At 48.1% G+C, this 23,072-nt stretch carries 18 protein-coding genes; 7 read left to right on the top strand and 11 right to left on the bottom strand.

All coding sequences use genetic code 11. From position 1 onward, the window contains the following. Positions 1-13: 13 nt before the first annotated feature. Positions 14-5,233, bottom strand: a complete 5,220-nt coding sequence (locus tag SPM24T3_RS22105) for a hypothetical protein (RefSeq protein ID WP_009639061.1) — start codon at positions 5,231-5,233, stop codon at positions 14-16. Positions 5,234-5,477: 244 nt separating this feature from the next. Between SPM24T3_RS22105 and SPM24T3_RS22100 the strand changes: the two genes are divergently transcribed. Beyond that, on the top strand, positions 5,478-7,415 hold the full coding sequence (locus SPM24T3_RS22100; RefSeq protein WP_009639060.1) for an exoribonuclease II: 1,938 nt from the start codon (positions 5,478-5,480) through the stop codon (positions 7,413-7,415). Positions 7,416-7,496: 81 nt separating this feature from the next. Here SPM24T3_RS22100 and SPM24T3_RS22095 read toward each other — a convergent pair whose 3' ends face one another. The 6 genes from SPM24T3_RS22095 to SPM24T3_RS22070 form a co-directional block, all read right to left on the bottom strand. After that, positions 7,497-8,612, bottom strand: a complete 1,116-nt coding sequence (locus SPM24T3_RS22095; protein WP_009639059.1) for an ABC transporter ATP-binding protein — start codon at positions 8,610-8,612, stop codon at positions 7,497-7,499. A gap of 4 nt (positions 8,613-8,616) precedes the next feature. Further along, the gene (locus SPM24T3_RS22090; RefSeq protein ID WP_009639058.1) at positions 8,617-9,444 is read right to left on the bottom strand and encodes a carbohydrate ABC transporter permease; all 828 of its coding nucleotides are present in this window, start codon (positions 9,442-9,444) and stop codon (positions 8,617-8,619) included. Between the two features lie 10 nt (positions 9,445-9,454). Beyond that, on the bottom strand, positions 9,455-10,378 hold the full coding sequence (locus SPM24T3_RS22085; protein WP_009639057.1) for a carbohydrate ABC transporter permease: 924 nt from the start codon (positions 10,376-10,378) through the stop codon (positions 9,455-9,457). 59 nt (positions 10,379-10,437) lie between these two features. Continuing rightward, positions 10,438-11,712 carry a sugar ABC transporter substrate-binding protein gene (locus tag SPM24T3_RS22080; RefSeq protein ID WP_009639056.1) on the bottom strand — a complete coding sequence of 425 codons (1,275 nt, stop codon included), beginning with the start codon at positions 11,710-11,712 and terminating at the stop codon, positions 10,438-10,440. A gap of 63 nt (positions 11,713-11,775) precedes the next feature. Next, the gene (locus SPM24T3_RS22075) at positions 11,776-12,975 is read right to left on the bottom strand and encodes a PLP-dependent transferase (protein WP_009639055.1); all 1,200 of its coding nucleotides are present in this window, start codon (positions 12,973-12,975) and stop codon (positions 11,776-11,778) included. Then, positions 12,959-13,684: a FadR/GntR family transcriptional regulator gene (locus tag SPM24T3_RS22070; protein WP_009639054.1), complete on the bottom strand. Its 726-nt coding sequence runs from the start codon at positions 13,682-13,684 to the stop codon at positions 12,959-12,961. Before SPM24T3_RS22070 ends, SPM24T3_RS22075 begins: the two co-directional genes overlap by 17 nt. Positions 13,685-14,018: 334 nt before the next feature. On the opposite strand from SPM24T3_RS22070, the gene SPM24T3_RS22065 reads away from it, so the two are divergent. The 4 genes from SPM24T3_RS22065 to SPM24T3_RS22050 all read left to right on the top strand — a co-directional run bounded on the left by SPM24T3_RS22065 (position 14,019) and on the right by SPM24T3_RS22050 (position 17,381). Next, entirely contained in the window at positions 14,019-15,230 is a 1,212-nt protein-coding gene (locus SPM24T3_RS22065) for an FAD-dependent oxidoreductase (protein ID WP_009639053.1), read from the top strand. A gap of 54 nt (positions 15,231-15,284) precedes the next feature. Beyond that, on the top strand, positions 15,285-15,956 hold the full coding sequence (fetA, locus tag SPM24T3_RS22060; protein WP_009639052.1) for an iron ABC transporter ATP-binding protein FetA: 672 nt from the start codon (positions 15,285-15,287) through the stop codon (positions 15,954-15,956). Beyond that, the gene (gene fetB / locus SPM24T3_RS22055) at positions 15,943-16,710 is read left to right on the top strand and encodes an iron export ABC transporter permease subunit FetB (protein WP_009639051.1); all 768 of its coding nucleotides are present in this window, start codon (positions 15,943-15,945) and stop codon (positions 16,708-16,710) included. The genes fetA and fetB overlap by 14 nt, the downstream gene beginning before the upstream one ends. Before the next feature lie 203 nt (positions 16,711-16,913). Beyond that, entirely contained in the window at positions 16,914-17,381 is a 468-nt protein-coding gene (locus SPM24T3_RS22050) for a DUF1203 domain-containing protein (RefSeq protein WP_037379502.1), read from the top strand. Positions 17,382-17,502: 121 nt separating this feature from the next. Here the strand turns inward: SPM24T3_RS22050 and SPM24T3_RS22045 are convergent, their stop codons facing one another. Genes SPM24T3_RS22045 through SPM24T3_RS22030 form a run of 4 tightly spaced genes read right to left on the bottom strand, consistent with a single transcriptional unit; the run spans position 17,503 to position 20,894 of the window. After that, positions 17,503-18,324 carry an ABC transporter permease gene (locus tag SPM24T3_RS22045; RefSeq protein WP_009639049.1) on the bottom strand — a complete coding sequence of 274 codons (822 nt, stop codon included), beginning with the start codon at positions 18,322-18,324 and terminating at the stop codon, positions 17,503-17,505. Further along, positions 18,314-19,114 carry an ABC transporter ATP-binding protein gene (locus SPM24T3_RS22040; protein ID WP_009639048.1) on the bottom strand — a complete coding sequence of 267 codons (801 nt, stop codon included), beginning with the start codon at positions 19,112-19,114 and terminating at the stop codon, positions 18,314-18,316. The genes SPM24T3_RS22045 and SPM24T3_RS22040 overlap by 11 nt, the downstream gene beginning before the upstream one ends. Before the next feature lie 55 nt (positions 19,115-19,169). Then, positions 19,170-19,880, bottom strand: coding sequence for a Xaa-Pro peptidase family protein (locus SPM24T3_RS22035; RefSeq protein ID WP_009639047.1), 711 nt, complete (start codon positions 19,878-19,880; stop codon positions 19,170-19,172). Positions 19,881-19,889: 9 nt separating this feature from the next. Beyond that, positions 19,890-20,894 (bottom strand): ABC transporter substrate-binding protein, encoded by a 1,005-nt coding sequence (locus SPM24T3_RS22030; protein ID WP_009639046.1) that lies wholly within the window; start codon positions 20,892-20,894, stop codon positions 19,890-19,892. A gap of 384 nt (positions 20,895-21,278) precedes the next feature. Between SPM24T3_RS22030 and SPM24T3_RS22025 the strand changes: the two genes are divergently transcribed. Both SPM24T3_RS22025 and yddG read left to right on the top strand, forming a co-directional pair. Continuing rightward, entirely contained in the window at positions 21,279-22,118 is an 840-nt protein-coding gene (locus SPM24T3_RS22025) for an undecaprenyl-diphosphate phosphatase (protein WP_009639045.1), read from the top strand. Continuing rightward, positions 22,106-23,041 carry an aromatic amino acid DMT transporter YddG gene (gene yddG / locus SPM24T3_RS22020; RefSeq protein WP_009639044.1) on the top strand — a complete coding sequence of 312 codons (936 nt, stop codon included), beginning with the start codon at positions 22,106-22,108 and terminating at the stop codon, positions 23,039-23,041. Before SPM24T3_RS22025 ends, yddG begins: the two co-directional genes overlap by 13 nt. The last annotated feature ends 31 nt before the right edge of the window (positions 23,042-23,072 follow it).

Here is a 23,072-nt window from a genome sequence, read left to right as displayed (position 1 = left end):
CCTACTCTGTGAGTCAGGGAATATACGGCGTAAGATTGCCATAGCGAATGCGGCGATAAACATCGAACTCATTCGCAGCTTCTCCGGGCCAGCCAAGCGGATAACTTATGATGCTGTTATCCGTTCTATCGTCCAAAGCTTGTAGTAAAGAGGTGATTTTACTACCGTGTAGATCGATAATTTCAACTTGCGTTATTGGCGTTATCATTTCTTGCGCATGATATCTTCCTGCTATTCTGTGAATAAACTCATCAGTCTGCGTTAAATAAACCTCATCACGACGATAGATTGTGTAATATAATTCAATACGCTTTCTTTCTTCCCGCCTCATTGATTCAGACGCATTCACATAATTTTGAATTTCATTTTTAAGCATTTTATTATGTTCGAGCAAGTAATGCTGATTAAGATCAACGTTCAAACGCCCGCTAAGCACATCCATTAAGGTGACGCTAATAAGCTGATTATTAATTACATAGCTAAATACCGGTTGTAGAAAATCCTGACGCGCGAAACCATAACGGATCATACGACTGTTAAAAAACAGCTCGGCGGGTAACGTGAAGTATGGCGTAACCAGGGATTTCACCCTGTCGATACCCAACCCTGAAAAAGTATTTTGCTCAATATTGGTAGCCCTTTCGGCCAGTCTCTGCTCTACTGAAGCATTAAAATATTGATGCAGTAAAATACAAACATCAGCCGGCGTTTCTGAGGAAAACATTAATAGCTTGTTTTTTCTTAGCCATAAAACATCTTCCTGCATCTTTAAAAACAACTCTGCCAACGTCATGATGGTAACATTAAAAGGAGAAAGACCAACCAGCGTAACCTCTAGAAAATTAATGTTAATGCTTTTGAAATCCTCAAGATAATAGCGCAGATTCTCTATGCTAAAATTCAAATACTCATTATTCATCAACCTTAAAAACTGCATTCGATGCACCCTATTGTATTCATTTACATAATCAGCAACGGTAGCATTACGATATATTTCAATTAAACACTGAATTTGCCTGTCAATAGCGTCAGGGTAAACTATTTTTATGCTTTTATTTTTATACTTATTAATCGCCTCAATAAGGGGTAAATTTTCGGCTATATCTCCCGACGACTCATCAGCTAAATTATATTGAGCATTCGACTCCACCGGCCCACAGCGTACTGTGGTATTTTTCAGATCATCATTAAGTTCATGTTTGAAAATAAGCAAGTCTAGAAAATCATTACTCTCCAGAGATAGAGTCCTAAAGTAATTTACAGCAACAGCAGGTCGTTCAACTGTCAACTCTCGAGCTAATGAGAGAGGAGGCATCTTGCGGCTTGGAAACGGCAACCCTTTCAGCAGACTATTCATAACGATTTTATTAAAGTCTATCGCCAAGCGTGTTTGTTTTCTAAGTACATTGGTATTTATTTTTTCTTCTTTTGGTAAACTTATTAGACCATTCCTCCTTACTTTTCGAGCTTCTTCTGCTGAAAGGGATATATTATGTGTAACAGTAGAGGCTTTATCCTTGCCATTTTGGTGCATTTCCAATTGAAGCTTTATTTTATCAACAAATTTGAGCTTGAAATCAATAATATTAGTATCTTGATATCCACCATGTTTAGCTTCATTATATAGTGCGAGAATGGCAGTTTTAAAAACCTCAATGATGGCAATCACCATAATAGAATAGGCTACCGCTTTAGCTCCACTTTGTGTGGTAACCAGATGAGGAATATTGGCTAACAGTTCATTTGCCGTTTCTCCAAGAATGTTCACTGTTGCATGTATTGACTGCTTTTGCCTGTCTCTGATGCGCCCCTTCATCATATCGAGAAACTGTTTAATATCTTCTTCTTGATCAAAAATTTCATTCTCATTAGGATATTCTTCAAGCCTGTTCATCGTAATACGCCCCGCAAGACTCTCATACGAGCTTGATAAGTCGCTCATGCTCGCAGAGCTTTCCAATGCACGGACTGGCGAAGCAGGGTTATCCATTAATACTGGGCCGGTTCTTCCAAAATAATATACTGAATCGCTGGAAGAGGAATAGCTGCTGAAAGATTCAACGCTCGATCCGTGAAAACAGGCGATCATTCGCGAAGCTGACGTTTCTCCCCTTATTCCAGGTAATTCGATTGGCGCTTCTGTGGATAAAATGATCCTCTTGCCTGGAGAAATAAGCAGTGTTCGCGAAGAGCTCGTTGTTTGCGTCAAATCAGAGAACAGGTCTTGCGGCCTAAAATAGAGCGTGCTCTTAACTGTTTTTATTAACTCGACACTTTTATGTGCCAGCAATGACAATGTGGGAACTTCTACACTACAACCAACAAACTTTTCTATTTTATCAAGCTGTGGATTGCCAAGCCCTTCGTAACATCCCCAAAGCGGAATAAAAGAGGCAGCAGACAGCTCATTGTACCAATCTTGCATTCTTGTGAAGAACGTGTTGCCCACCAGCTTATTTTTCCTCGGGGTACTCAGCGCTATTTGATCAACAAAGCTAACGGCTGCCGGTGTAAAGTCGCTATCGAGGGTAAAAGTATCTATATCATTGAGTAAAAGTGTTATACCACCGTCGATTTCACTAAAATCATGTCCTGTCTTCTCTAAAAAAATCTGTTTGATATCATCTTTTTTAAAAAATATTTTATTATCAAGCAGTGACCTTTTAGCGTCCTCTTCATTTAATCCCAAATAAGAACACTCTGCAGAGTCATCAATATAGAAAAAATATTTATTTTTATTAAACTCAAAAGCAACCACTCCTCCCTGATAAATATCGTTGTTTTTTATTCTTCGGGATACTCCCTTTACCCAGCAAGTATAGTAAATGCTCTGCACGTAAAGCTTGACCTTTTTTATACTCGATTGATAAAACCAGTTTTTCATAATAAATTGCAACGTTAGCTCAACAGCAGTAATCAGCGATTGTCTTATAATCTCCACTCGTTGAATTTTTGATAACTGGTTGTCATTTTTATAAAAAGCATAGAGTTGGTCCACTACGGTATAGCTACTAACGGCCAAGAATTTATAACGCTCAGTAGCTGCCTTATTAAACTCAGACAGTATTTTGATAATTTCTTCATTGTTATCACCAATTAATCTTTCATGTAAAATGTCCAGCCCCATGAGCTCTATTAGAAAGCAAATTGGAGGATGAGTTAGCAATCGCATAAATCTCTGCCTGTCAACGGTGGTTACCGAACTACTCGTTATGATGAATATAAACTCATTCATTTTTTCAAGTGGCCTCCCCCTACTGTTTTCCGGAAAATATTGCTCCAGTAACAAACCCAACATTAATTTCCAACCATGCATTTCGTGAGTGTAATGCCCCATACCCACTACTGAATTAAAAGGGAACGCCAACTTGGCGATTATTCTTATCATATGAAGATCAATATATTCGCTGCCTGAATCTACTTTTATAAAACGCCCCAACTTACCAGCCAGAGAGAGGTCGAGCGGATGAAAGCTATTAAGTAAAGAATAAATCTCCGTAAAATCTTTCGTATCAAAAACACGTTCAACCTTTAACAAATAGAGTATGTATTTTACAAAGCCATTGACTATTAATGCCCGTGACTGTTGGCTCATGTCTAGACTGGCACAGAAATAATAATGGCTTATCGATAACGGGATATTTATTATCTCATCGCTTAGCAAATAAGAACGGGTGTTTTCATCGAGCATTTTTTCCACCAGCCTTATCATCGTAAAGCCGGGTTTGTTTTCGTCAAATAGTGGCTGATAACGACGAGTAATCGCGTCGTAGGTATACTCATCAGGAAATATTTGTTCAATATTGGGATTACGATTGAGTTTTGTTTTCTCTACCTGCTCGCTTCTTGGCTTACGCGCTCGCCAGTCAAATGTTGTTTTTAGCACTGTAGGCTCGCCATTTACCGTGCGAAACAAACTCATCATGCCATCAATATCAATCAGCCCTTTCCTAAGCGTTTCAGTCAATGTCTGCGGCGGATTATTGTTTTCGATAACGGCCTCGTCGTGGTTTGACGGCGTCAAAACGCAGTCTGGTGCAACTGCCCATCCCTTCATCGCCCTGGCAAAGGGTATCGATAATGCGTCAATTTTCACCCGTGTCGGGTCAATCGAAAAGTCAGGAAAATGCCCCACTGCTTGCTCACGAGTCTCTATCGCGATACCGCGCAAACCGGTATTAAGGATGTAAACGACTTGATGAGTCTCGGGGAAAACTCGCCCCCAGCCACTGGCACCCGCAAAACTTTTAACCATACCGGTGCCATTTTTCTGCTGGGGTTCTGGGCAATGTCCCTGCGGTAACTGGCGGTAAAATCCTTTAAACGCCGCGCAAGAGTTTGGTGAAATCCAATAATGAACATCTTGCAAAGGCACGCCATTTTTCGGAAACGATAAACCATAGTAAAGAGTTGTGCCCGGCAGTGTTATCGATAGCGAATCGGCAAGATAGTCATCAGTAATCGGTTGTTGGATTGATTCGGCTGTGGATGCCAAGAGCGGGGGATATTTACTGCCACAAGGAAACAATATCAGCACTGGGTTGCAGGTGCCTATATGGTACAACGCCGTGCCCAATCCGGCTTGAAGTAGATCGACGTGTTTTACGAAAGGTAATAGCAAACTTATCAACCACTCGCCGGTAAGATAACGCCCATCACACTGCGAGGATAAAAATTGCAGAATTAGCTTGTCGCGTTGACTTGTCGCATCAGAGGTCAATGCTCCGGCTCGGCCTAATATTTTTATTAACTCATTGAGTACCCAAGGGTTTACCTCGGCAGGAATCCCCATCGACGACAATCCTGCAAACGCCAGCAATTTGGAGACTTCAAGTTCCATCCTCTGTGGTTGGCTTTCAGGAGGGGGGAAAGGTGATGGGGTATATAATTGCTCCAGCAGCTGTTTATTTTCCGCAATTTGCAAAACAAGCTGTGCTTTCGACTTGTCGAGAACCGTTGCCAGGCGCTTCTCATCAACATTAACAGGGATGTAGCATTTAATAAGTTGCTCAATCCCGTGCCGGGATGCATTCAGCACTTGTGCAATCGTTAAACTGACATGATTCATGCCGTAAATATTATTCACGCCACATATTGAAAGCAGCCTTACCGGGGCATTTCTAACCTCGTCGATAAACTGCGTGAATTGGTTGTAGAAAGATAACGCGTCAACAAGCCCGTTTTCAGACTTGCCTGTAACACAAACAGCATTTTGGGGATTCACTAAAGGCATGGTTCATACCTCACATGGGAATGTGATATTTCTGGATTTAAGTGAGGTGTTTTTAAACGCTGATTTTTTTCCGCGCTATCATATTGCGCTCAACGATTAATTATCAGCCCATGATTCGGGGAGGCTCTCATTTAGACGCTCTTAATAAAGCCAAAATAGACAGATGCTGCTTGCCCACAGTGGCTGATTCGCGTAAAACTGTCTGCCGCTAATCGAACAACTCTAACCTCATTCTCTGGACGATATGTTTCAAGATAACCCGCTGCTCGCACAGCTAAAACAGCAACTTCACTCTCAGACGCCACGTGTCGAAGGCATCGTAAAAGGTACTGAGAAAGGCTTTGGCTTTCTTGAAGTAGACGGTCAAAAGAGCTATTTCATTCCGCCGCCGTACATGAAAAAAGTCATGCATGGCGACCGTGTTATTGCCTCGGTACAGACAGAAAAAGAGCGGGAAATCGTTCAGCCGGAAACGCTGGTCGAACCTTTCCTGAGCCGTTTTGTCGGCCGCGTGATTAAAAAAGACGATCGTCTTTCCATCATGCCTGACCATCCATTACTGCGTGAGGCTATCCAGTGTCGCACCGGTCGTAACTTCAATCATGAAGTTAACGAGGGTGACTGGTGTGTGGCTGAAATGCGTCGCCACCCGTTAAAAGAAGGCGATCGCGGCTTTCAGGCTGAGCTGACAGAGTGGATAACCACTGGCAGCGACGACCTGGCTCCGTGGTGGGTTACGCTGGCACGCCATAACCTGGATCGTGAAGCTCCACAATTTGACGTAACAGAGCTTTTGGAACAAGGCCTTACGCGTGAAGACCTGACCGCCCTGCCTTTCGTAACCATCGACAGCGCCAGCACCAAAGACATGGACGATGCGCTCTATGTTAAAGATAACGGTGATGGCACGCTGCAGTTGAACATCGCGATTGCCGACCCAACGGCTTATGTGACTGAAGGCAGTGATGCCGACAACCTGGCTCGTAAACGCGCTTTCACCAACTACCTTCCGGGCTTCAATATCCCGATGCTGCCCCGCGAGCTGTCTGACAACCTGTGTTCTCTGTTGCCAAACGAACGTCGCCCTGTGCTTGCTTGCAGCGTGACTTTGTCTGCTGACGGCGCGCTGGGTGATGATATTCGTTTCTATGCCGCGTGGATCGAGTCGAATGCCAAACTGGTTTATGACGAAGTTTCCGACTGGCTGGAAGATACTGGCGATTGGCAGCCGCAAAACGACACCATCGCTGAACAAATTCGCCTGCTGAAACGCGTTTGCGACCTTCGCAGCGGATGGCGCACCGAGAACGCGTTAGTGTTCAAAGATCGCCCTGACTTCCGCTTCGTGCTTGGTGAGAAAGGCAACGTACTGGAAATTATTGCCGAGCACCGCCGTATCGCCAACCGCATCGTTGAAGAGTGCATGATTGCCGCGAACGTCTGTGCCGCGATTGCCCTGCGCGATAACCTTGGTTTTGGCGTGTACAACGTACACAATGGCTTCGACCCGCTGCTGGTAGAAAACGCCGTTGCAGTTCTGCAAGCCAACGAGGTTGAAGCCGATGGCGAAACACTGCTGACGCTGCCGGGCTTTTGTGCATTGCGCCGCAAGCTAGACGCGATGCCAACTCAGTTCCTCGACAGCCGTATTCGTCGTTTCCAGACCTTTGCTGAAATCAGCACTGTTCCTGGCCCGCACTTTGGTCTTGGACTGGAAGCTTACGCCACCTGGACGTCACCGATTCGTAAATACGGTGACATGGTCAACCATCGCCTGCTTAAAGCGATGATAACTAACCAGAATGCCGAGAAGCCGCACGACGACATGACGGTTCAGCTGGCTGAACGCCGCCGTCTTGGCCGCATGGCCGAACGTGATGTGGGTGATTGGCTGTATGCCCGCTATCTCGAAGATAAAGTGGGCACTGACGTTAAGTTCAGCGCCGAGATTATCGATGTAACTCGCGGTGGTCTGCGCGTTCGTCTGCAAGATATCGGCGCGGTTGCCTTTATCCCGGCTCCGTTCCTGCACGCGGTTCGTGATGAACTGGTTTGCAGCGTGGACACCGGCACGGTGCTTATCAAAGGCGAAGAAGCCTACCGTCAGAGCGATATTATTGACGTGAACATTGCTGAAGTCCGTATGGAAAACCGCAATGTAATAGCCAAGCCTGCAGCCTAATCCTCGACGATAGATAGCAGCAATAAAAAACCTGCCGGTTAAGGCCTGCAGGTTTTTTTATGCGCTTATTTCGATTGAAAGTCAGGCTGCGCGATCGTTGGCACGTTCTCCCGTTTTGATAATCCTCTGTTGACTGTCACGATCAAACAACTGCATACGAGAAGCATCTAATCGCACCCACACTCTGCCGCCGGGTCCTGCCCCCGATCGCACCATGCTATAAACACTCACCGCCTCACCGGCAATTTTGCCGTGGATCAGTTCGCTAAGGCCGGTGGGTTCAATAAGCGTTATGTCTAGCGGCAGCGCGCCCGGTTCGTTGTGCTGGCAAAGTTCCAGCGCCTCGGGGCGAATACCGTAGGTGACATCGCGTCCCGCAGCTAAATGCCCGTACTGCTCATCCACTGGCAACAACAACTGGGTATTGATCCGCACTCCGCAGCCCTTTTCATGGCGCTCAAGTTTTCCGTCGATGAAATTCATTGCTGGCGATCCGATAAAGCTGGCGACAAAACGATTGGCCGGTGTGTCGTAAAGTTCCAGCGGCGTGCCCACCTGTTGTATCAGCCCGTGGTTTAATACCACGATTCGATCCGCTAACGTCATGGCTTCGACCTGATCGTGAGTCACGTAAACAATGGTGTTTTTCATTCGCTGATGCAGGCTTTTGATTTCGATACGCATCTGTCCGCGCAGCTGGGCATCAAGATTCGATAATGGCTCATCAAACAAAAACACCTGAGGCTCTCGAACAATAGCGCGCCCCATAGCTACTCGCTGTCTTTGCCCTCCCGAAAGCTCCTTGGGCCGCCGCTGTAGCAACGCCGTCAGCCCGAGGATTTCGGCGGCTTTGTTCACCGCAGCGTCAATCTCTGCCTTAGGCCTTTTTTGCACCTCGAGACTGAACCCCATATTACGCGCCACGGTCATATGCGGGTACAACGCGTAGCTTTGAAACACCATCGAGATGTCTCGATCCTTAGGCGCAACCTGATTCATCAGGCGGCTACCAATATGGATATCGCCGGAGCTCGCGGTTTCCAGTCCGGCAATGGTGCGCAGCAGGGTCGATTTACCGCAGCCTGAAGGCCCCACCAGCACCACAAATTCGCCATCATGGATTGTCAAATTGATATGGCGCAGCACCTCGACGTTATCGTAACGTTTTTGAAGATCGGTAATTTTTATTTGAGCCATGAGATCATCCTTTCACTGCACCGGCGGTTAAGCCCTGCACTAAATAACGTTGTATAAACGCAAAGAAAACACAGGCGGGGATCAGCGCCATGACGGCTGCAGCCATCATGTCTCCCCAGGAAACGGCAAATTTCGAAACAAAACTCAATAACCCAACAGGGAAAGTCATCACTTCGTTTTTGTTAATCAGCATTAGCGAAAACAGCAATTCGCTCCAGGCCGAAGTAAAAACAAAACCTAGCGTTGCCGCCATGCCCGGTAAAGTCAGAGGCACAATAACCTTGCGCAGCGCCATAAATCGGCTGCATCCCTCCAGCATCGCCGACTCCTCGAGATCTTTCGGAATACTGTCAAAAAACGACTGCATCAAAAATGTCGCAAACGGCACGTTGAAGGCGGTATAAATCAGGATCAACCCCAGCAGGCTGTTGGTTAAGCCAAGCGGCGCCATGACCTTATAGATAGGAGCCAGTATCATCACTAGCGGGAACATCTGAGTGAATAACAGCAATGCCGCCATTACAGTTTTGCCGCGAAAGCTGAAACGCGAAAAAGCGAAACCCGCTGCGGCGGCAATCAGCGTCGATAATGCCGCTGTACCGAGTGAAACCACCATGCTGTTAAAGAAATAAAGCGGAAAGTCGCTTTCGCTAAACACGCGTTGAAAATGCACCAACGTCAGCTGGCTGGGCCACATTCTGACCCCCTCGCTGTACAAGAGTTTGTCCGGTGTGACCGAAATTTTGATCAGCCAGTAGACAGGAAACAGCGCAAACAACAGATAGAGCAAAATGCCCAACCGATGACCGCCCTTTCTTAATAATAGGTTCATGGTCGCGCTCCTATTTCAAAAGCTGATGGCGAATGCGCAGCAGCACTAGCGCATAAAGTGTCATTAACACCAGCAGGAAAACCGCCATTGCCGAGGCGTAGCCAAAATCCAGCTTTCGATAGGCGGTAGTGAAGATAAAACTCGACAGTATCGAGGTTGAATTCGCCGGGCCGCCGTCCGTCATTACCACAATCAAATCGGCAAAGTTAGCAATCCAGATAGTGCGCAGCATCACAGTGATAGCGATCATCGGTGCCAGAAACGGCAAGGTCACTTTCCTGAACTGTTGCCAGCCGCTGGCACCGTCCATCGACGCTGCCTCATACAAATCCTTGGGAATTGACTGCAAGGCAGCCAGCAGCGTGATGGCAAAAAAGGGGATTCCAAACCAGACATTGGCCAACACTGGCCCGTACAGCGCCAACTGAGGGTCGGAAAGAATATTATAAGGCTGGCTGATGATATGCAGGCTGGCCATCCAATGCGGCAGAATGCCGATCACTGGATTAAGCAGCCAGGCCCAGGTCAGTCCAGACAAAAAAGCCGGCACTGCCCAAGGTAAAAACACCAGCGCCTGTACCCAGCGTCGCAGCGGGAACTCACGATTAAGCAGCAGCGCCAGCCCTAATCCCAATGCAAACTGTAATACCAGCGAGGTCAGTGTCCAATTGAAAGTATGGCGCAATGCCGCATAGAAATGCCTGTCGGCAAACATAGTGCGAAAGTTATCCAGCCCGACCCAACCGGTATCAAATGGATTCAGCAGCTGAATATTTTGGAAGGCATAAGAAATGCCGATAGCCATGGGCACAAAGATAAACAGGCCGATCAGTATCAGAGTCGGCGTTAAATAAACCCAAGGTTCAAGCAGCGCGCGTAATCGAGGAAAGCGCGGCTCGGCAACAGTGACAGCGGGCGAAGCTTCCAACATCATGACGCATCTCCGTTATTATGAGGCAGCCCCTGCCTGTGAAAGCAGGGGTCGCAGTCAGATCACTTATTTTGATCGGCAAGCCAGGATTTTTGTTCTTTGGTCAGATATTTTGCCCAGTCGGCGACCATGCTTTGGGTATCGTTTTCACCCAAAAGCGTTTCCTGCGAGCTTTCCTTTACGATAACCGAGTTAAAATATCCCCAGCCTTTTAGATGAGTCGGCATGGTCAGTGGCACATAGTCAGGGCTGTTGAGCTCCTGGAACCAACCGGCAAACTGCGGGGCATGGTAGTAAGCGTCCTGTTCGGCGCCCTTATAGATAGGCAAGGTGCCAACAAACTTGGACCAGGTCAGGTTATTTTCTTTATCGCTAAGGAATGAAATGAGCGACCACCCGGCATCCTGATTCTTGCTTTGCTTAAACATCGACCATCCGGTGTAACCTATCGTCGGGAAGGCTTTACCGCTTGGCCCGACCGGCATAGGTGCGACGGCAAAATCGTCTGGATTCATGCTGTTCCTAATGGCGATCAGCGCATCGGGGTCCTGATCGAGCATTGCGCATTTACCGGAGTAGAAGCTGGAGACGATTTCGTTGAAGCCCCAGTTGACGCTATCTTTTGAGGTGTAGCCCTTCTTGTACATATCAACCAGGAACTGCGCACCTTTGACCGCGTTTGGTTGAGTCAGCGTGCTATTGCCTTGTTTGTCAAAGAATTCCGGCGAGCCGTTCATTGCCGCCATAAACATCATCCAGGCATTTGTGCCACCCACGCCACCGCGCATGCAGTAGCCTGTAATGCCGTTGCCCAGTGCACTGATTTTCTGCGAATCGGCCATAAATTCGTCCATGGTTTTTGGCGCTTCGCTCAGTCCTGCTTCCTTGAACAGCTTTTTGTTCCAAAACATGGCACGCAAATAAAAACCATAGGGGATCATGGTCGCCGTCCCGCCGGAAGAACGCGCCATGGTTAACGCTTTATCCGTGAGCTCAGGCGTATTGCTCCAGCTTTTTAGCCGAGGCTCGAGATTAACCAGCATGCCGTTGCTGGCATACAGCCCCTGCCAGGTGTCAGGCATTTCAACGACATCAGGAATTTGGCCACTCTGGATCATAGTGCCAAGTTTTTCAAACGCCTGTCCCCAGGGCAAAGAAATGACCTCGATAGAAACGTCAGGATGCTGGGTCTTATAAGCGGTTAACATTTTTTGCAGCATTTCAGTCCTGGCCGGACTGGTTATCACTTCGACCAGCGTTAGTTTCGTAGCAGCAAAGCTTGTGGCTGAAAAAAGTGCCAGGCTCAGCGCCAACAAGGTCAATTTCGGGTGTCGCATAATCGTTATTCTCCACTCAAAAAACGGCAAAAGTCAGGGCGAAATTAAGTATCAGAACGAGTCTTAACGCGCAGATTCGATGGCGTGAGTCAAATCTCGCCACAGGTCGGCAGTCTCTTCCAGGCCCACAGAGATACGGATCACTCGAGGCCCAACGCCAAAGTCGATAGCAGAGTTAAATTCGCCGGATTGATTGAGCACAGAAATTGCCGGCATCACCAGACTTTCGAATCCTCCCCAACTGACCCCCATTCGAAACAGCTGTAAGTGATTACAGAAAGTTGGGATATCAACTGCATCATGCAGTTCGAATGAAAACAGGCCGCTATAACCGGTGAGACTGGAATCGCTGAACGGGTGTAAACCCGGATGATTCACCTTGGTGACATAAGGATAATCTTGCAGTTTTTTCGCCAGGGACAGCGCGCTTTCATGATGCTGGCGCATGCGCAATGGCAGTGTTCGTAACCCCCGCAGCAATAGCCAGGCTTCGTTAGCCGACAGTTTGCCCCCAAGGAACGGGCTGATATTGCGACTAATCGTGCTGATACGTTCCTGAGTCGAAATCACTAATCCAGCCACGACATCGCTGTGCCCGCTGATATATTTCGAGGCGGAGTGGATCACCACGTCAATACCATCGTTAAGCGGCTTTTGAAACAGTGGTGAAGCCCAGCTGTTGTCAATCAGCGTGATAACCCCAGCCTGTTTGGCCATTTTGGCCATTGCTTTAAGATTTTGTTCGCCCATCACCCAGCTGTTAGGGCTTTCAAGGTAAAGCATTTTCGCACCGATTATCGCTTGCTCTACGGCCTGCAGGCTGCCGCCGTCAACGAACTCGACGTGAATATTAAAACGGGTACAGAAACCACGTAGAAAACGATAAGTGTCTGGATAGACGTGATTAATACATACCACTTTATCGCCTGGCAAAACGACGCCGAGGATCGCATTGCTGATAGCCGCCATGCCACTGCCAAAAGCCAGGCAAGCTTCACCCCCTTCCAGCTCAGCGACCTTTTTCTGCAGCTCGACCACCGTAGGATTATCGACTCTCGAATACAAAGCATGGTCACTTTCACCACGAAAACGAGAAATCATGCTGTCGTAATCGGTAAAGCTAAACAGCGACGATTGATAGATAGGCGGCGAAATTGCGCCACGATCGTGACGGGCATCGTGCACTAACCGGGTCCGCTCACTAAAATCGTTGGGGCCAAAATCTGACTTGGGTGAACCATTCTCATTATTTTCTGGCAGCATTGATTACTTCCTTCATGTCGCGTTCAGTGATATTCAAAATTTCATGGCTGATACGGCGTGCGGTTTCAGGCTCGCGTCTGACAATGGCGTCAAATAACAGGCGGTGCAGAGGAAAAGAGTCGCTAAATAGCGCTTGCTCGGGTGGTGATTCGAAAAAAGCATGCAGTAAATGGATAATGCCGCCGACCATTTGCAGCAACAATGGATTGTTGGCGGCCTGATAGATTGACGAATGAAAGGCCCAATCCTCAGCGCCGGCTGACCCTTGGCGAAGATGAACCCTTTCCATCTGATCGAGTTTTTGTTCGATATTGCCAAGGTCTTCTGTGGTTGCACGTATCGCCGCAAGTGCAGAAGACTCGCATTCGATAATGCGTCGCACCTCGAGGGCATGCCACATGGTAGCCGAGTCATTTTTGAAACGCAGTGACAGGAAGCTATCATTTGCATTTACTTCAGCATGTAAAAACGTTCCACTTCCCTTTTTGCGAACAATAATACCCAATGCTTCCCAGCGTTTGAGTGCCTCTCGCACAGTATTGCGACTAACCGCCAAACCTTCCGCCAATACTCTTTCTGGTGGCAGACGTTGCCCGACCAGTGTGCCAGACTGTGCAACGTAACGGGTCAAGGCATCCAGGATCAGGGTATCGCTTTGCTGCGGCGCTATAGGTTTAAGTAAATCCAGACCTTTATCGAGGTTAGCCATAGACACCTTTGTCTCTAAAATATTCGGCTTGATTAATTGGTCCAACAACTCAACCAATGGACCACTTTGCTGAATACTTGCAAAAGCCTTGCCAGTTCTATAACTGCATGTTTCATATGAATTAGATTTGTTTCTGCAGCATTTTTGCACTAATTAGCGAGCCTAAGCTGTGCAAAATACCCCCATCATGCACAGTAAATGCGCAAAGCTTGGCAAGTGCCGACGGAGAGGAGTAAAGTAGCCACACTTAACATTTATCGAATGATTATCATTATCAAAAATCGCTTTGCTAAACGATAACGCCAATAACCCTAAAATAGGAATGCCTGTGACTATGAACACAACCGTCACCCCTTCTCCTTTATCTACAACGTGTTGCATCGTTGGTGGCGGGCCGGCCGGACTGATGCTCGGCTATCTGTTGGCGCTTAAAGGTGTGAACGTTACTGTGCTGGAGAAGCATGCAGACTTTTTGCGCGATTTTCGTGGCGATACCATTCATCCCTCGACGCTGGAAATTATCTGGCAACTGGGGTATCTCGATGAGTTTTTAGCCTTGCCGCACCAGCGCGCCGAAAAATTGATGGGTGAAATTGACGGCAAAGAGGCAACAATGGCAGATTTCAGCCGCCTGCCAACACGCTGCAAGTTTATTGCTTTTATGCCGCAGTGGGATTTTTTGAATTTTATCAATGAGAAAGCTCAGCAACTGCCTAATTTCACCCTTGTTCAGCAGGCCAGCGTTAAAGAATTAATTGAAGAGAATAGCCAAGTTAAAGGCGTTAGATTTATCACCCCACAGGGCGAACAGCAGATTAGGTCCGAGCTGGTAGTGGGCTGCGATGGTCGTCATTCGATAGTCAGGGAAAAAGCCGGTCTTGAAGTGATGAACTTCGGTGCGCCGCGTGACGTGCTGTGGCTTAGAGTCAGTAAGATTGCCGACGATCCGGAATGGACCACCGGCCACCGCGGGCCGAAAAAAGGCTTTATCATGATCGATCGCGGTGATTACTGGCAATGTGGCTACTCAATAAACAAAGGCAGCTTCGAAAGTCTACAGCATCAGGGCCTTGCTTCATTTCTCATTAGCCTGGCTGAAATTTCGCCTTTTGAGGTAACGAGATTGCAGCAAGAAATTACCGATTGGGAGCAAGTCAAACTGCTGAGTATTCGTATCGACAGACTCAAGGAATGGGCTAAACCCGGCCTGCTGTGTATCGGTGATGCAGCTCACGCCATGTCACCCATCGGGGGCGTTGGGGTAAACCTTGCTATTCAAGATGCCGTAGCGACTGCCAATATTATTACTCCTGCATTGCTGAAAGGAAAATTGACCTTGCAGCATTTGAAACATGTTCAACGCCGCAGGCGCTTCCCGACTTGGGCCACGCAATCGTTACAAATCATGATCAGCAAGGCGGGTCAAAAGCCTCGACGTAAAGCCCCTTCAGGCATGGAGCTTTGGGTGCGTCAGCGTCCGTTTGTCCCTTTCCTGTTCGGCAGGCTAATAGGAATTGGTTTCTTTAAAGAAAACTTTAAGAGGTAACTTGGTATCGCAATCGGGTAACATTATCGGCAAATAATTGATAACGAGCCTGATATGTCATCCCCGAAAACTTTACTGCGCTTGCAGAATGTGAGCTTTAGCCTTAACCAGCAAGTTTTACTGCGCCCAACTTCGTTCGAGCTAAACTCCGGTGAGTTCTGCCTGCTCACCGGCCCTTCCGGCAGTGGCAAAAGTACCCTGCTCAAAATTGTCGCCTCTCTGCAAAATCCTACCCAGGGACAGATTTTTTTTGAGGGGCAAGACATTACCCAAATGAAACCCGAAATCTATCGCCAGCAGGTTTCCTACTGTTTTCAGACGCCGGTACTTTTCGGACAAACAGTATTGGATAATCTTTCTTTGCCCTATGAGATTCGTGGGAAAAAAGCCGACAAATCACTCATGGCCGAATGGCTAACGCGCGTTAATTTACCTGTCGATTTACTCAATAAAAACGTGCAAGAACTCTCGGGCGGTGAGAAGCAGCGCGTTTCATTACTTCGAAATTTGCAGTTTTTGCCCAAGGTACTGTTACTTGACGAGATTACCAGCGCGCTGGATGAAGACAACAAGCAGAACGTTAATGCGATTATTGCCGACCTGGTGAAACAGCAAGGACTGGCGGTAATTTGGGTGACTCACGACACAAACGAAATCCGCCATGCGCAGCGGGTCATCACCTTAAAGCATGATACCGCAGGAGAAAACACCCGTGAATCAGCATAACATTACCAATGAATCACTGGGACTGGCGCTTGTATTAGTGGTCGTCGCCCTGCTGGTCAGTAAAAAAGAAAAGTTAGGTCTGGAAAAAGACATTATTTGGAGCGTAGCACGGGCGATAGTGCAGCTGATTATCGTCGGATACGTGCTCAAATACATTTTCGAAGTCAACAATGCCTGGCTGACCGTGTTGATGGTGCTTTTCATTTGCGTTAATGCTGCGCTGAATGCCAAAAAACGCAGCCGCAATATCGATAACGGGTTTGTGATTTCTTTTATCGCCATCGCTATTGGCACCGCATTGACACTTTCAGTGTTGATCCTTTCCGGTTCAATTGAGTTTCTACCGATGCAGGTGATCCCCATTTCCGGGATGATTGCCGGTAACGCCATGGTGGCTGTGGGCCTTTGTTATAGCAATTTGAACCAACGTTTCGCCGACAACCAGCAAAAAATTCTTGAAATGCTCAGCCTGGGTGCGAGCAGCAAACTGGCTTGCGGTACGATTATCCGCGACAGTATTCGCTCAGCAATGATCCCCACTGTCGATGCGGCTAAAACTGTTGGATTGGTGAGCCTGCCGGGCATGATGTCGGGTCTGATTTTCGCGGGCATTGACCCGGTGAAGGCGATTAAATACCAAATTATGGTGACTTTCATGCTGCTGGCCACTGCCAGTCTGTCGACAATAATTGCTGGCTATCTTTCTTACCGACGGTTCTTTAATGACCGAGCGCAGTTGAAAATTTTGAAATAGTTTAATCGTTCTCGATAAATTCCATTGAGGCCGCCGACCGGTGGCCTTTGGTAGACTTTATAGAACCAACTTTGGCTAACGGGTGAATAATTTAAACTAGATTAGCTGGATCAATGAAACCGCAAGAAACAGAGTTTCGGGAATCGTTGATCTGAATAGAATGTCCCCAGCAGCAACTTATTATGATACTGAGGGCAATTACAATGTTTATTATCAAAGGGTTAGGCGGTAGTGATTTTCAGCATTTATATGAATTATCGGATCATGAGCTAAGTAAACGTGGAGCAGTAAGAATAAAAGTAAACGAATATCCTTCTTATCCCGATAGAATAACTCTTAGAGATATTCCTCTAGGCGAAAATGCAATTTTGCTTAATCATCTTTATCTAAATAGCCATTCTCCGTATCGAGGTTCGCACGCAATCTTTATTTGGGAAGGCAAAATTCAACCCGCAGTGTTGAAAAATACGCTACCTGAAGTAATGCAAACGCGACTGATATCATTACGCGCTTTTGACATAAATGACATGCTAGTTGTAGCCACAATATCGTCAGGTTACGAAATTGAAACCAGTATAAAAAACATGTTTAAACAGCCGCAGATTGAATTCATCCTGGCTCACAACGCAAAGCAAGGTTGCTTTTCGTGCAGGATTACTCGCTGCGAGTAAGGCAGTCCAACGGGTGGTCTGGGTCACAGCCCGGTAAGCAAAGCGCTGACCCTTGACCCTGAAACCAAATCACTCTTAACCTGGTGAACTCAAAATTAAGAATATTTTTGCCATCAAAAAATCACCCACGCCAATAACGCCGCGAAAAACGCCTTGCCTTCGATGATGAACGCCACGGCGTCATAAGATATTCCAGCAAAATAACCAACAAGAAACTCACCACGCCGAGTAGCGCTAAAAAGGCGATCGCCGAGAAGGTTCCCGCAGTGTTTAAGCGCGAGTTAGCCTGCAACAGATAGGCGCCCAACCCGCCGCTGGTTGAAGCGGTCCACTCGCCGATCACCGCGCCGGTTACGCTAAAGGTGGCCGAGAGCTTAAGAGCCGAAAACAGCGGTGTGTAAGTTGCAGGCAGTTTAACGTGGCGGAAAATACTCCAACGCGAACCGCCCATCGATTTCACCAGATTCAGCATGTCCTTATCGACCGAGTTCAACCCGTCGAGAACGTTAACCACCACCGGAAAGAACACCACCAGCGCAACAATCACCAATTTAGGTGCCAGTCCAAACCCTAGCCAGATAGTTAATGCCGCCGCTATAGCGATCACCGGCACCGCCTGACTGGCGATCAGGATCGGATAAAGAATGCTGCGGATCCACGGCGTCGCGTCCATTAGCACGGCAAAAACAAAACCCGCCCCAGCCCCAAGAATGAAACCCATTAAAAAGGTGACAAAAGTAATGCGGAATCCCTGCAACAAAACCGGTAAATCGTCAAGAATATGGTCCCAGGTTTGCTCGGGTGATGGCAAAACGTAAGCCGGAATCTGATAAATACGAACCGCTAAATCCCAAATTATCAGCACCAAAATTAATGCAGCCAGCGGACCACCAAGAGGCAGCAGCAGTTTTCGCGCCAATGGCGCACTACTTTCAAGAGCCATGGGCAAGAGATTCCTGAGTGTCGTGATGTTCAGAGCTGCTGTCTTGCAAAAACACCAGATCGAGGATTTTCCTTTTCAGGGCAGTAAATTCAGGGCTGGTCAGGCAAGACAAAGGCCGTGGGCGAGGAATATCTACCGTCAGAATTTCACGGATCCTCCCCGGCCGTGGCGACATCACCACCACGCGGTCGGCCAAAAACACTGCCTCGTCAATGTCATGGGTGACAAAAATCACTGTGCGCTTTTGTTCTGACCACACCGTCAGCAACCATTGCTGCATCGAAAGCCGTGTCTGCGAATCCAGCGCGCCGAACGGTTCGTCCAAAAGCATGATTTCGTGTTGCATGGCCAAAGTACGCATCAGCGCTACACGTTGACGCATTCCTCCGGAAAGCGCTGCAGGATAATGGTTGATAAACTCCCCTAACCCATAGCGTTTCGCCAGCGCCACACCAGCCGCACGCTGCGCTTTGCTCGCCCCGCCCTTGAGGATAGCGCCGAGTACGATATTGTCGATTACCGTCATCCACGGCAGCAGCAGGTCTTTTTGCAACATATAACCAACGTGGCCACTGCTGCCGGTCACATCCTGATTATCAATCAAAATAGTGCCAGAGTCTGGTTTCAGCACGCCAGAAATCAGGTTAAAAAGGGTACTTTTTCCACACCCCGAAGGCCCAACCACGCAGACGAACTCGCCTTCCTGGACGACTAAATCTGTAGGCGCCAACGCAGTCATACTGCCAAAACGACGTGTCACATTTTGCAGCGACAGCTTAGGATAACTCATTAATTTCTATCTCCTTCTGGTCTGGCAAAGTTTGGCGACTCGGTGGTGATTGATGCTAAAGAGTCTCGCAGCCATCGCGGCCAAACCAGACTACATCCTCAACTTTCACTGCTACCTCACCGCGCTGTGCAAAGGGTTCGATAGCCCAGGCTCCCCACATCGGCGTAGTGTTTCCGGCATCAATGAACCCGTGAGTGTAGGCCGCACCGGCTGTCAGTGAATGACCGATGTTGCCCAGCAGATCCAACAGAATAAAGCCTTCTGCCGTCAGCCTTTCATGAGACAGGCCAAACAACTCACTGGCAGGCATTCCCGGCCGACACTGTGCCAGCGTTTCATAATGGATGCGTTCCAGGTCTTTCAGTGCCTGCGCAGCCTCCGGATAATCACCCATTACCGCACAACGAGTACAGTCACCCCAAGAGCCGTCGGCAGTGATCGGATGCACGTCAACCATCAACACATCTTGAGCAGCGGCCTGCTGCGTACCGGGTCCCTGGGTCGGAAAACAGACGCGTGTGTTTTCACCTAATCCGACATTAGTGATGGTCCAGATCCCTTGTGCGCCCTGGCTTAGCAGGTAGTCATGCACCTGCTGTTCAACCTCTGTCTCGCTAATTCCGGTTCGCGCTGCGTTAACGCCGACCATTGCAGCCTGCTTAGCCAGCTTCTGGGCAGCACGCAGTCCGGCTGGCGCGTGAAAAGCAATGTCCGGCCCGGGACGATAAGCCCAGGCCGGTTTCAAAGAAGAAGATGGAGAGCTCATCAAGCCCCCTTAAGGCAGATACTGATTGGTAAAATACTGGTCCGCCGGGAGCGGGTCTTTGACAATGCCTTCGGCTTTAATTGCTGTCAGCAGGCTCTGCCAGGTTGTCGCTTCCTGCGCCAGTGATTTACTGTCGGCCGGTGCCAGAAGTGGGATGGTGTCCGCCCACTGCTGTTTGATATAGACCGGGTCATAGGCTTTGCTGTAGGCGGTAGCAAAGGCCTGCACGCCCTCATCAGGGTGATCGACAGCATATTTAATACTTTTCACCGTGGCACGCATAAAGGCCTTAGCTAATTCAGGGTTGGCTTTCAGCCACTGCTGATTGCCTGCCAGCATAAAGATTGGCGTATTCGGCACGCCGTGGGCGATAGCCGGCAAGAATTCAGGTTTTTGCTTACCGGTCGTGGTCATCTCAGTGCCTTCGGCATTGGTGATACCCGTTATCACGTCCACACGTTTTTGCAGCAAAAGCGGCACGGTATCATCCGCAGCGGTCACCATTTGTACGTCATTCAACGTCAGGCCTGCGCTTTTAAGCATCAGCGCCAGCTGCGCCTTGGTCCAGGCATCATTATAGATACCCACGGTTTTTCCTTTTAGCTCCGCCACTGTATAAGGCTTGCCCTGCTGACTGATAATGCCCCAGTTATTCTCTTTACCGTAACGGCCAATTGCCTGCACCGGCGCGCCCTGCTCTTTGGCAAATATGATGTCCATTACCGTGGTAAAGGCGACATTGGCGCGACCCGTACCGAGAAACTTCATGGTGTCGGCCACGGTCGGCGGGGCCACAATATCCAGATCGATACCTTCCTGGGCATAAAACCCTTTTTCTTTACCCAAAATCCATGGGATCCAGAAACCATCGGCCACCGGCCATTCCTGAATAAACGTGACTTTGGTCAACGACGCCGCGGAGGCTGTCGACATTCCTCCCACTACCGGCAACAGAGTGCTGAGCAACGTGGCCCCAGCCAAAACGGTCCCAGCTAAAAATGTACGTCTCTTCATGTTCATTTCTCCGGCAGTTTTAGAGGAATTATTAGTCGATGCTATTGCATATTGAGGTGGGACAATATTTTATGTCAATAAGTTTAATACCCTTTTTAAGCTTGCAATATAAGTAGATAGGTTAAGTTTGTCATTTGGACAACATCATTGACGCTGAGTCGGTATCTGACTGCGGTCCAGGGCTATAAACTCGACAAGTTTTGATAAAGATTGTTTCCTAATTTTAGCCCTTTGGTTTATTAATAAATGAATACTAAACAAAACTTGGATTGCCCTTGTCAGCAACAGATAAACATTAAATTTGAAATAACTCCGACCTATAGTGATAGCCGATCGCTCTTTTAAACAAAAACGTGATGAATCCCAGCCCTTTACGGAGAACGTATGACATTTTTGAATATTTTCATTTTGGCAGTTATTCAGGGGCTGGCGGAATTACTGCCGGTATCAAGCTCGGCTCACGTGATCATGGCGGAAAAACTGCTCGGGCTGGACCCTAGCGCGCCGAATATGACTTTGCTTTTAGTGATGCTGCACACGGGTACCATGTTTGCGGTTATCGTATTTTTCTGGAAATCATGGCGTGATTCCTATTTCAGTTCTTTTGCAGCGTTTAAACGCATCGCGCTACACATCGTTTTAGCTACCGTAATGACCGGCATTGTTGGACTATCGTTGCAAAAATTGATCAAGAAATTTTACGCCGGTAATGCTTCCGATTTTCAAATCGAATCGCTATTCAGCAACAGTAAACTTATCGCCTCGGGACTGTTGGCCGCAGGTATCCTGATCCTGATTTCCTCACGCATTAAAGAACGTCAGGCGCCTGGAATGTCGATTTTACAGTCGCTGTCGATCGGTTTTGTTCAAGGTCTTTGCCTGCCATTCCGCGGATTTTCCCGTTCTGGTGCAACCATATCGACCGGTTTATCGATGGGCGTAGCGCGTAAAACGGCGGAAGAGTTCAGTTTTGCCCTCGCGGTGGTATTAACCCCGGCGGTCATCGTGAAAGAGGCACTGCGCGTGTATCACCCGGCGGCAGGCGCGGCTCCCGTTGCGGCTTTTAGTGGCATTCTGTTGCCGAGCCTGATGGGAATGGTATTCAGTTTTATCGCCGGATTGGTCGCGCTGCGCTGGCTGGCCGGATGGCTCGAGCATGGGAAATGGCACCTATTTGGCGGGTATTGTATTTTTGCTGCCTGTGTCGTTCTGTGGATCGGTTAACCTTTTCTGCCAGGCAAGCCACGCTTATCGGTTTGCTGGCAGTGATTTTCTTCAGCTCGGTCGCCGGGCTTATCCGCAGCGTCGCCGAAGGGCTAGGTCCGGTGGGCGGCGCGGCGATGATCTACAGCCTGGCCTCAGTGTTGTTATTCTTTACCGTCGGCATTCCCAAACTCGGCAGCTTCCCGCGAATTTATCTTTATTTCGGCAGCCTGCTGTTTGTGTCCTATGAAATCTGCCTGTCGCTGTCTTTAGGCTTTGCCCATAACCACAGCCAGTCTATCGAAGTTGGGATGGTCAACTATCTGTGGCCGAGCATGACTATTCTAATGGCGGTGATTTTCAAACATCAAAAGGCCAACCTGTTGCTGATACCCGGCATGGTGCTTTCGTTTGCGGGTTTATGCTGGGTGCTAAGCGGCAATCGGGGACTTTCGCTGGTGTCGATCGCCGCCAATGTACAAAGCAATCCGCTAAGTTACGGACTGGCTTTTGCCGGAGCAATTATCTGGTCGCTGTATTGTATTTTGACCAGCAAAAAAGCCAACGGCAGCAACGGTATCACGCTGTTCTTTATGCTGACCGCTGCAACTTTGTGGATAAAATATGCAGCTGGTTCTGCTGCAACCCTGCATTTCACTCCGCACGCTGCCATTAGTCTGGTGCTGGCCGCCGTGGCGTTAGGCTGTGGATATGCGGCGTGGAATATTGGTATTCTGCATGGCAATGTCACAGTGTTGGCGACTGCCTCCTATTTTATTCCTATCTTCTCTTCGGCACTGGCGGCGTTTATTCTTTCCACTCCGCTCGGTATTTCATTTTGGCAGGGAGCAGCAATGGTCAGCCTGGGTTCTTTAATTTGCTGGCGGTCAACGCGAACAAAAGTTAAAACGGTAACCTCCGTCAGTCAGCAGCATTTAGATTGAGCTAATACTTTTCCGACCGGCAATGCTTGCC

The organism is Serratia sp. M24T3, from assembly GCF_000257645.1.
Taxonomy (GTDB): Bacteria; Pseudomonadota; Gammaproteobacteria; order Enterobacterales; family Enterobacteriaceae; genus Rouxiella.
This window is presented reverse-complemented; position numbering and strand designations above follow the sequence as displayed.

Coding starts and splice junctions, on each gene's coding strand:
- SPM24T3_RS22085 (WP_009639057.1), bottom strand. CDS start 10,378: ATGATGTTGGAAGCTTCGCCCGCTGTCACTGTTGCCGAGCCGCGCTTT.
- fetA (WP_009639052.1), top strand. CDS start 15,285: ATGTCATCCCCGAAAACTTTACTGCGCTTGCAGAATGTGAGCTTTAGC.
- SPM24T3_RS22075 (WP_009639055.1), bottom strand. CDS start 12,975: ATGCTGCCAGAAAATAATGAGAATGGTTCACCCAAGTCAGATTTTGGC.
- SPM24T3_RS22090 (WP_009639058.1), bottom strand. CDS start 9,444: ATGAACCTATTATTAAGAAAGGGCGGTCATCGGTTGGGCATTTTGCTC.
- SPM24T3_RS22070 (WP_009639054.1), bottom strand. CDS start 13,684: ATGGCTAACCTCGATAAAGGTCTGGATTTACTTAAACCTATAGCGCCG.
- SPM24T3_RS22105 (WP_009639061.1), bottom strand. CDS start 5,233: ATGCCTTTAGTGAATCCCCAAAATGCTGTTTGTGTTACAGGCAAGTCT.
- SPM24T3_RS22030 (WP_009639046.1), bottom strand. CDS start 20,894: ATGAAGAGACGTACATTTTTAGCTGGGACCGTTTTGGCTGGGGCCACG.
- SPM24T3_RS22025 (WP_009639045.1), top strand. CDS start 21,279: ATGACATTTTTGAATATTTTCATTTTGGCAGTTATTCAGGGGCTGGCG.
- SPM24T3_RS22040 (WP_009639048.1), bottom strand. CDS start 19,114: ATGAGTTATCCTAAGCTGTCGCTGCAAAATGTGACACGTCGTTTTGGC.
- SPM24T3_RS22095 (WP_009639059.1), bottom strand. CDS start 8,612: ATGGCTCAAATAAAAATTACCGATCTTCAAAAACGTTACGATAACGTC.
- SPM24T3_RS22080 (WP_009639056.1), bottom strand. CDS start 11,712: ATGCGACACCCGAAATTGACCTTGTTGGCGCTGAGCCTGGCACTTTTT.
- SPM24T3_RS22050 (WP_037379502.1), top strand. CDS start 16,914: ATGTTTATTATCAAAGGGTTAGGCGGTAGTGATTTTCAGCATTTATAT.
- SPM24T3_RS22065 (WP_009639053.1), top strand. CDS start 14,019: ATGAACACAACCGTCACCCCTTCTCCTTTATCTACAACGTGTTGCATC.
- SPM24T3_RS22100 (WP_009639060.1), top strand. CDS start 5,478: ATGTTTCAAGATAACCCGCTGCTCGCACAGCTAAAACAGCAACTTCAC.
- SPM24T3_RS22035 (WP_009639047.1), bottom strand. CDS start 19,880: ATGAGCTCTCCATCTTCTTCTTTGAAACCGGCCTGGGCTTATCGTCCC.
- SPM24T3_RS22045 (WP_009639049.1), bottom strand. CDS start 18,324: ATGGCTCTTGAAAGTAGTGCGCCATTGGCGCGAAAACTGCTGCTGCCT.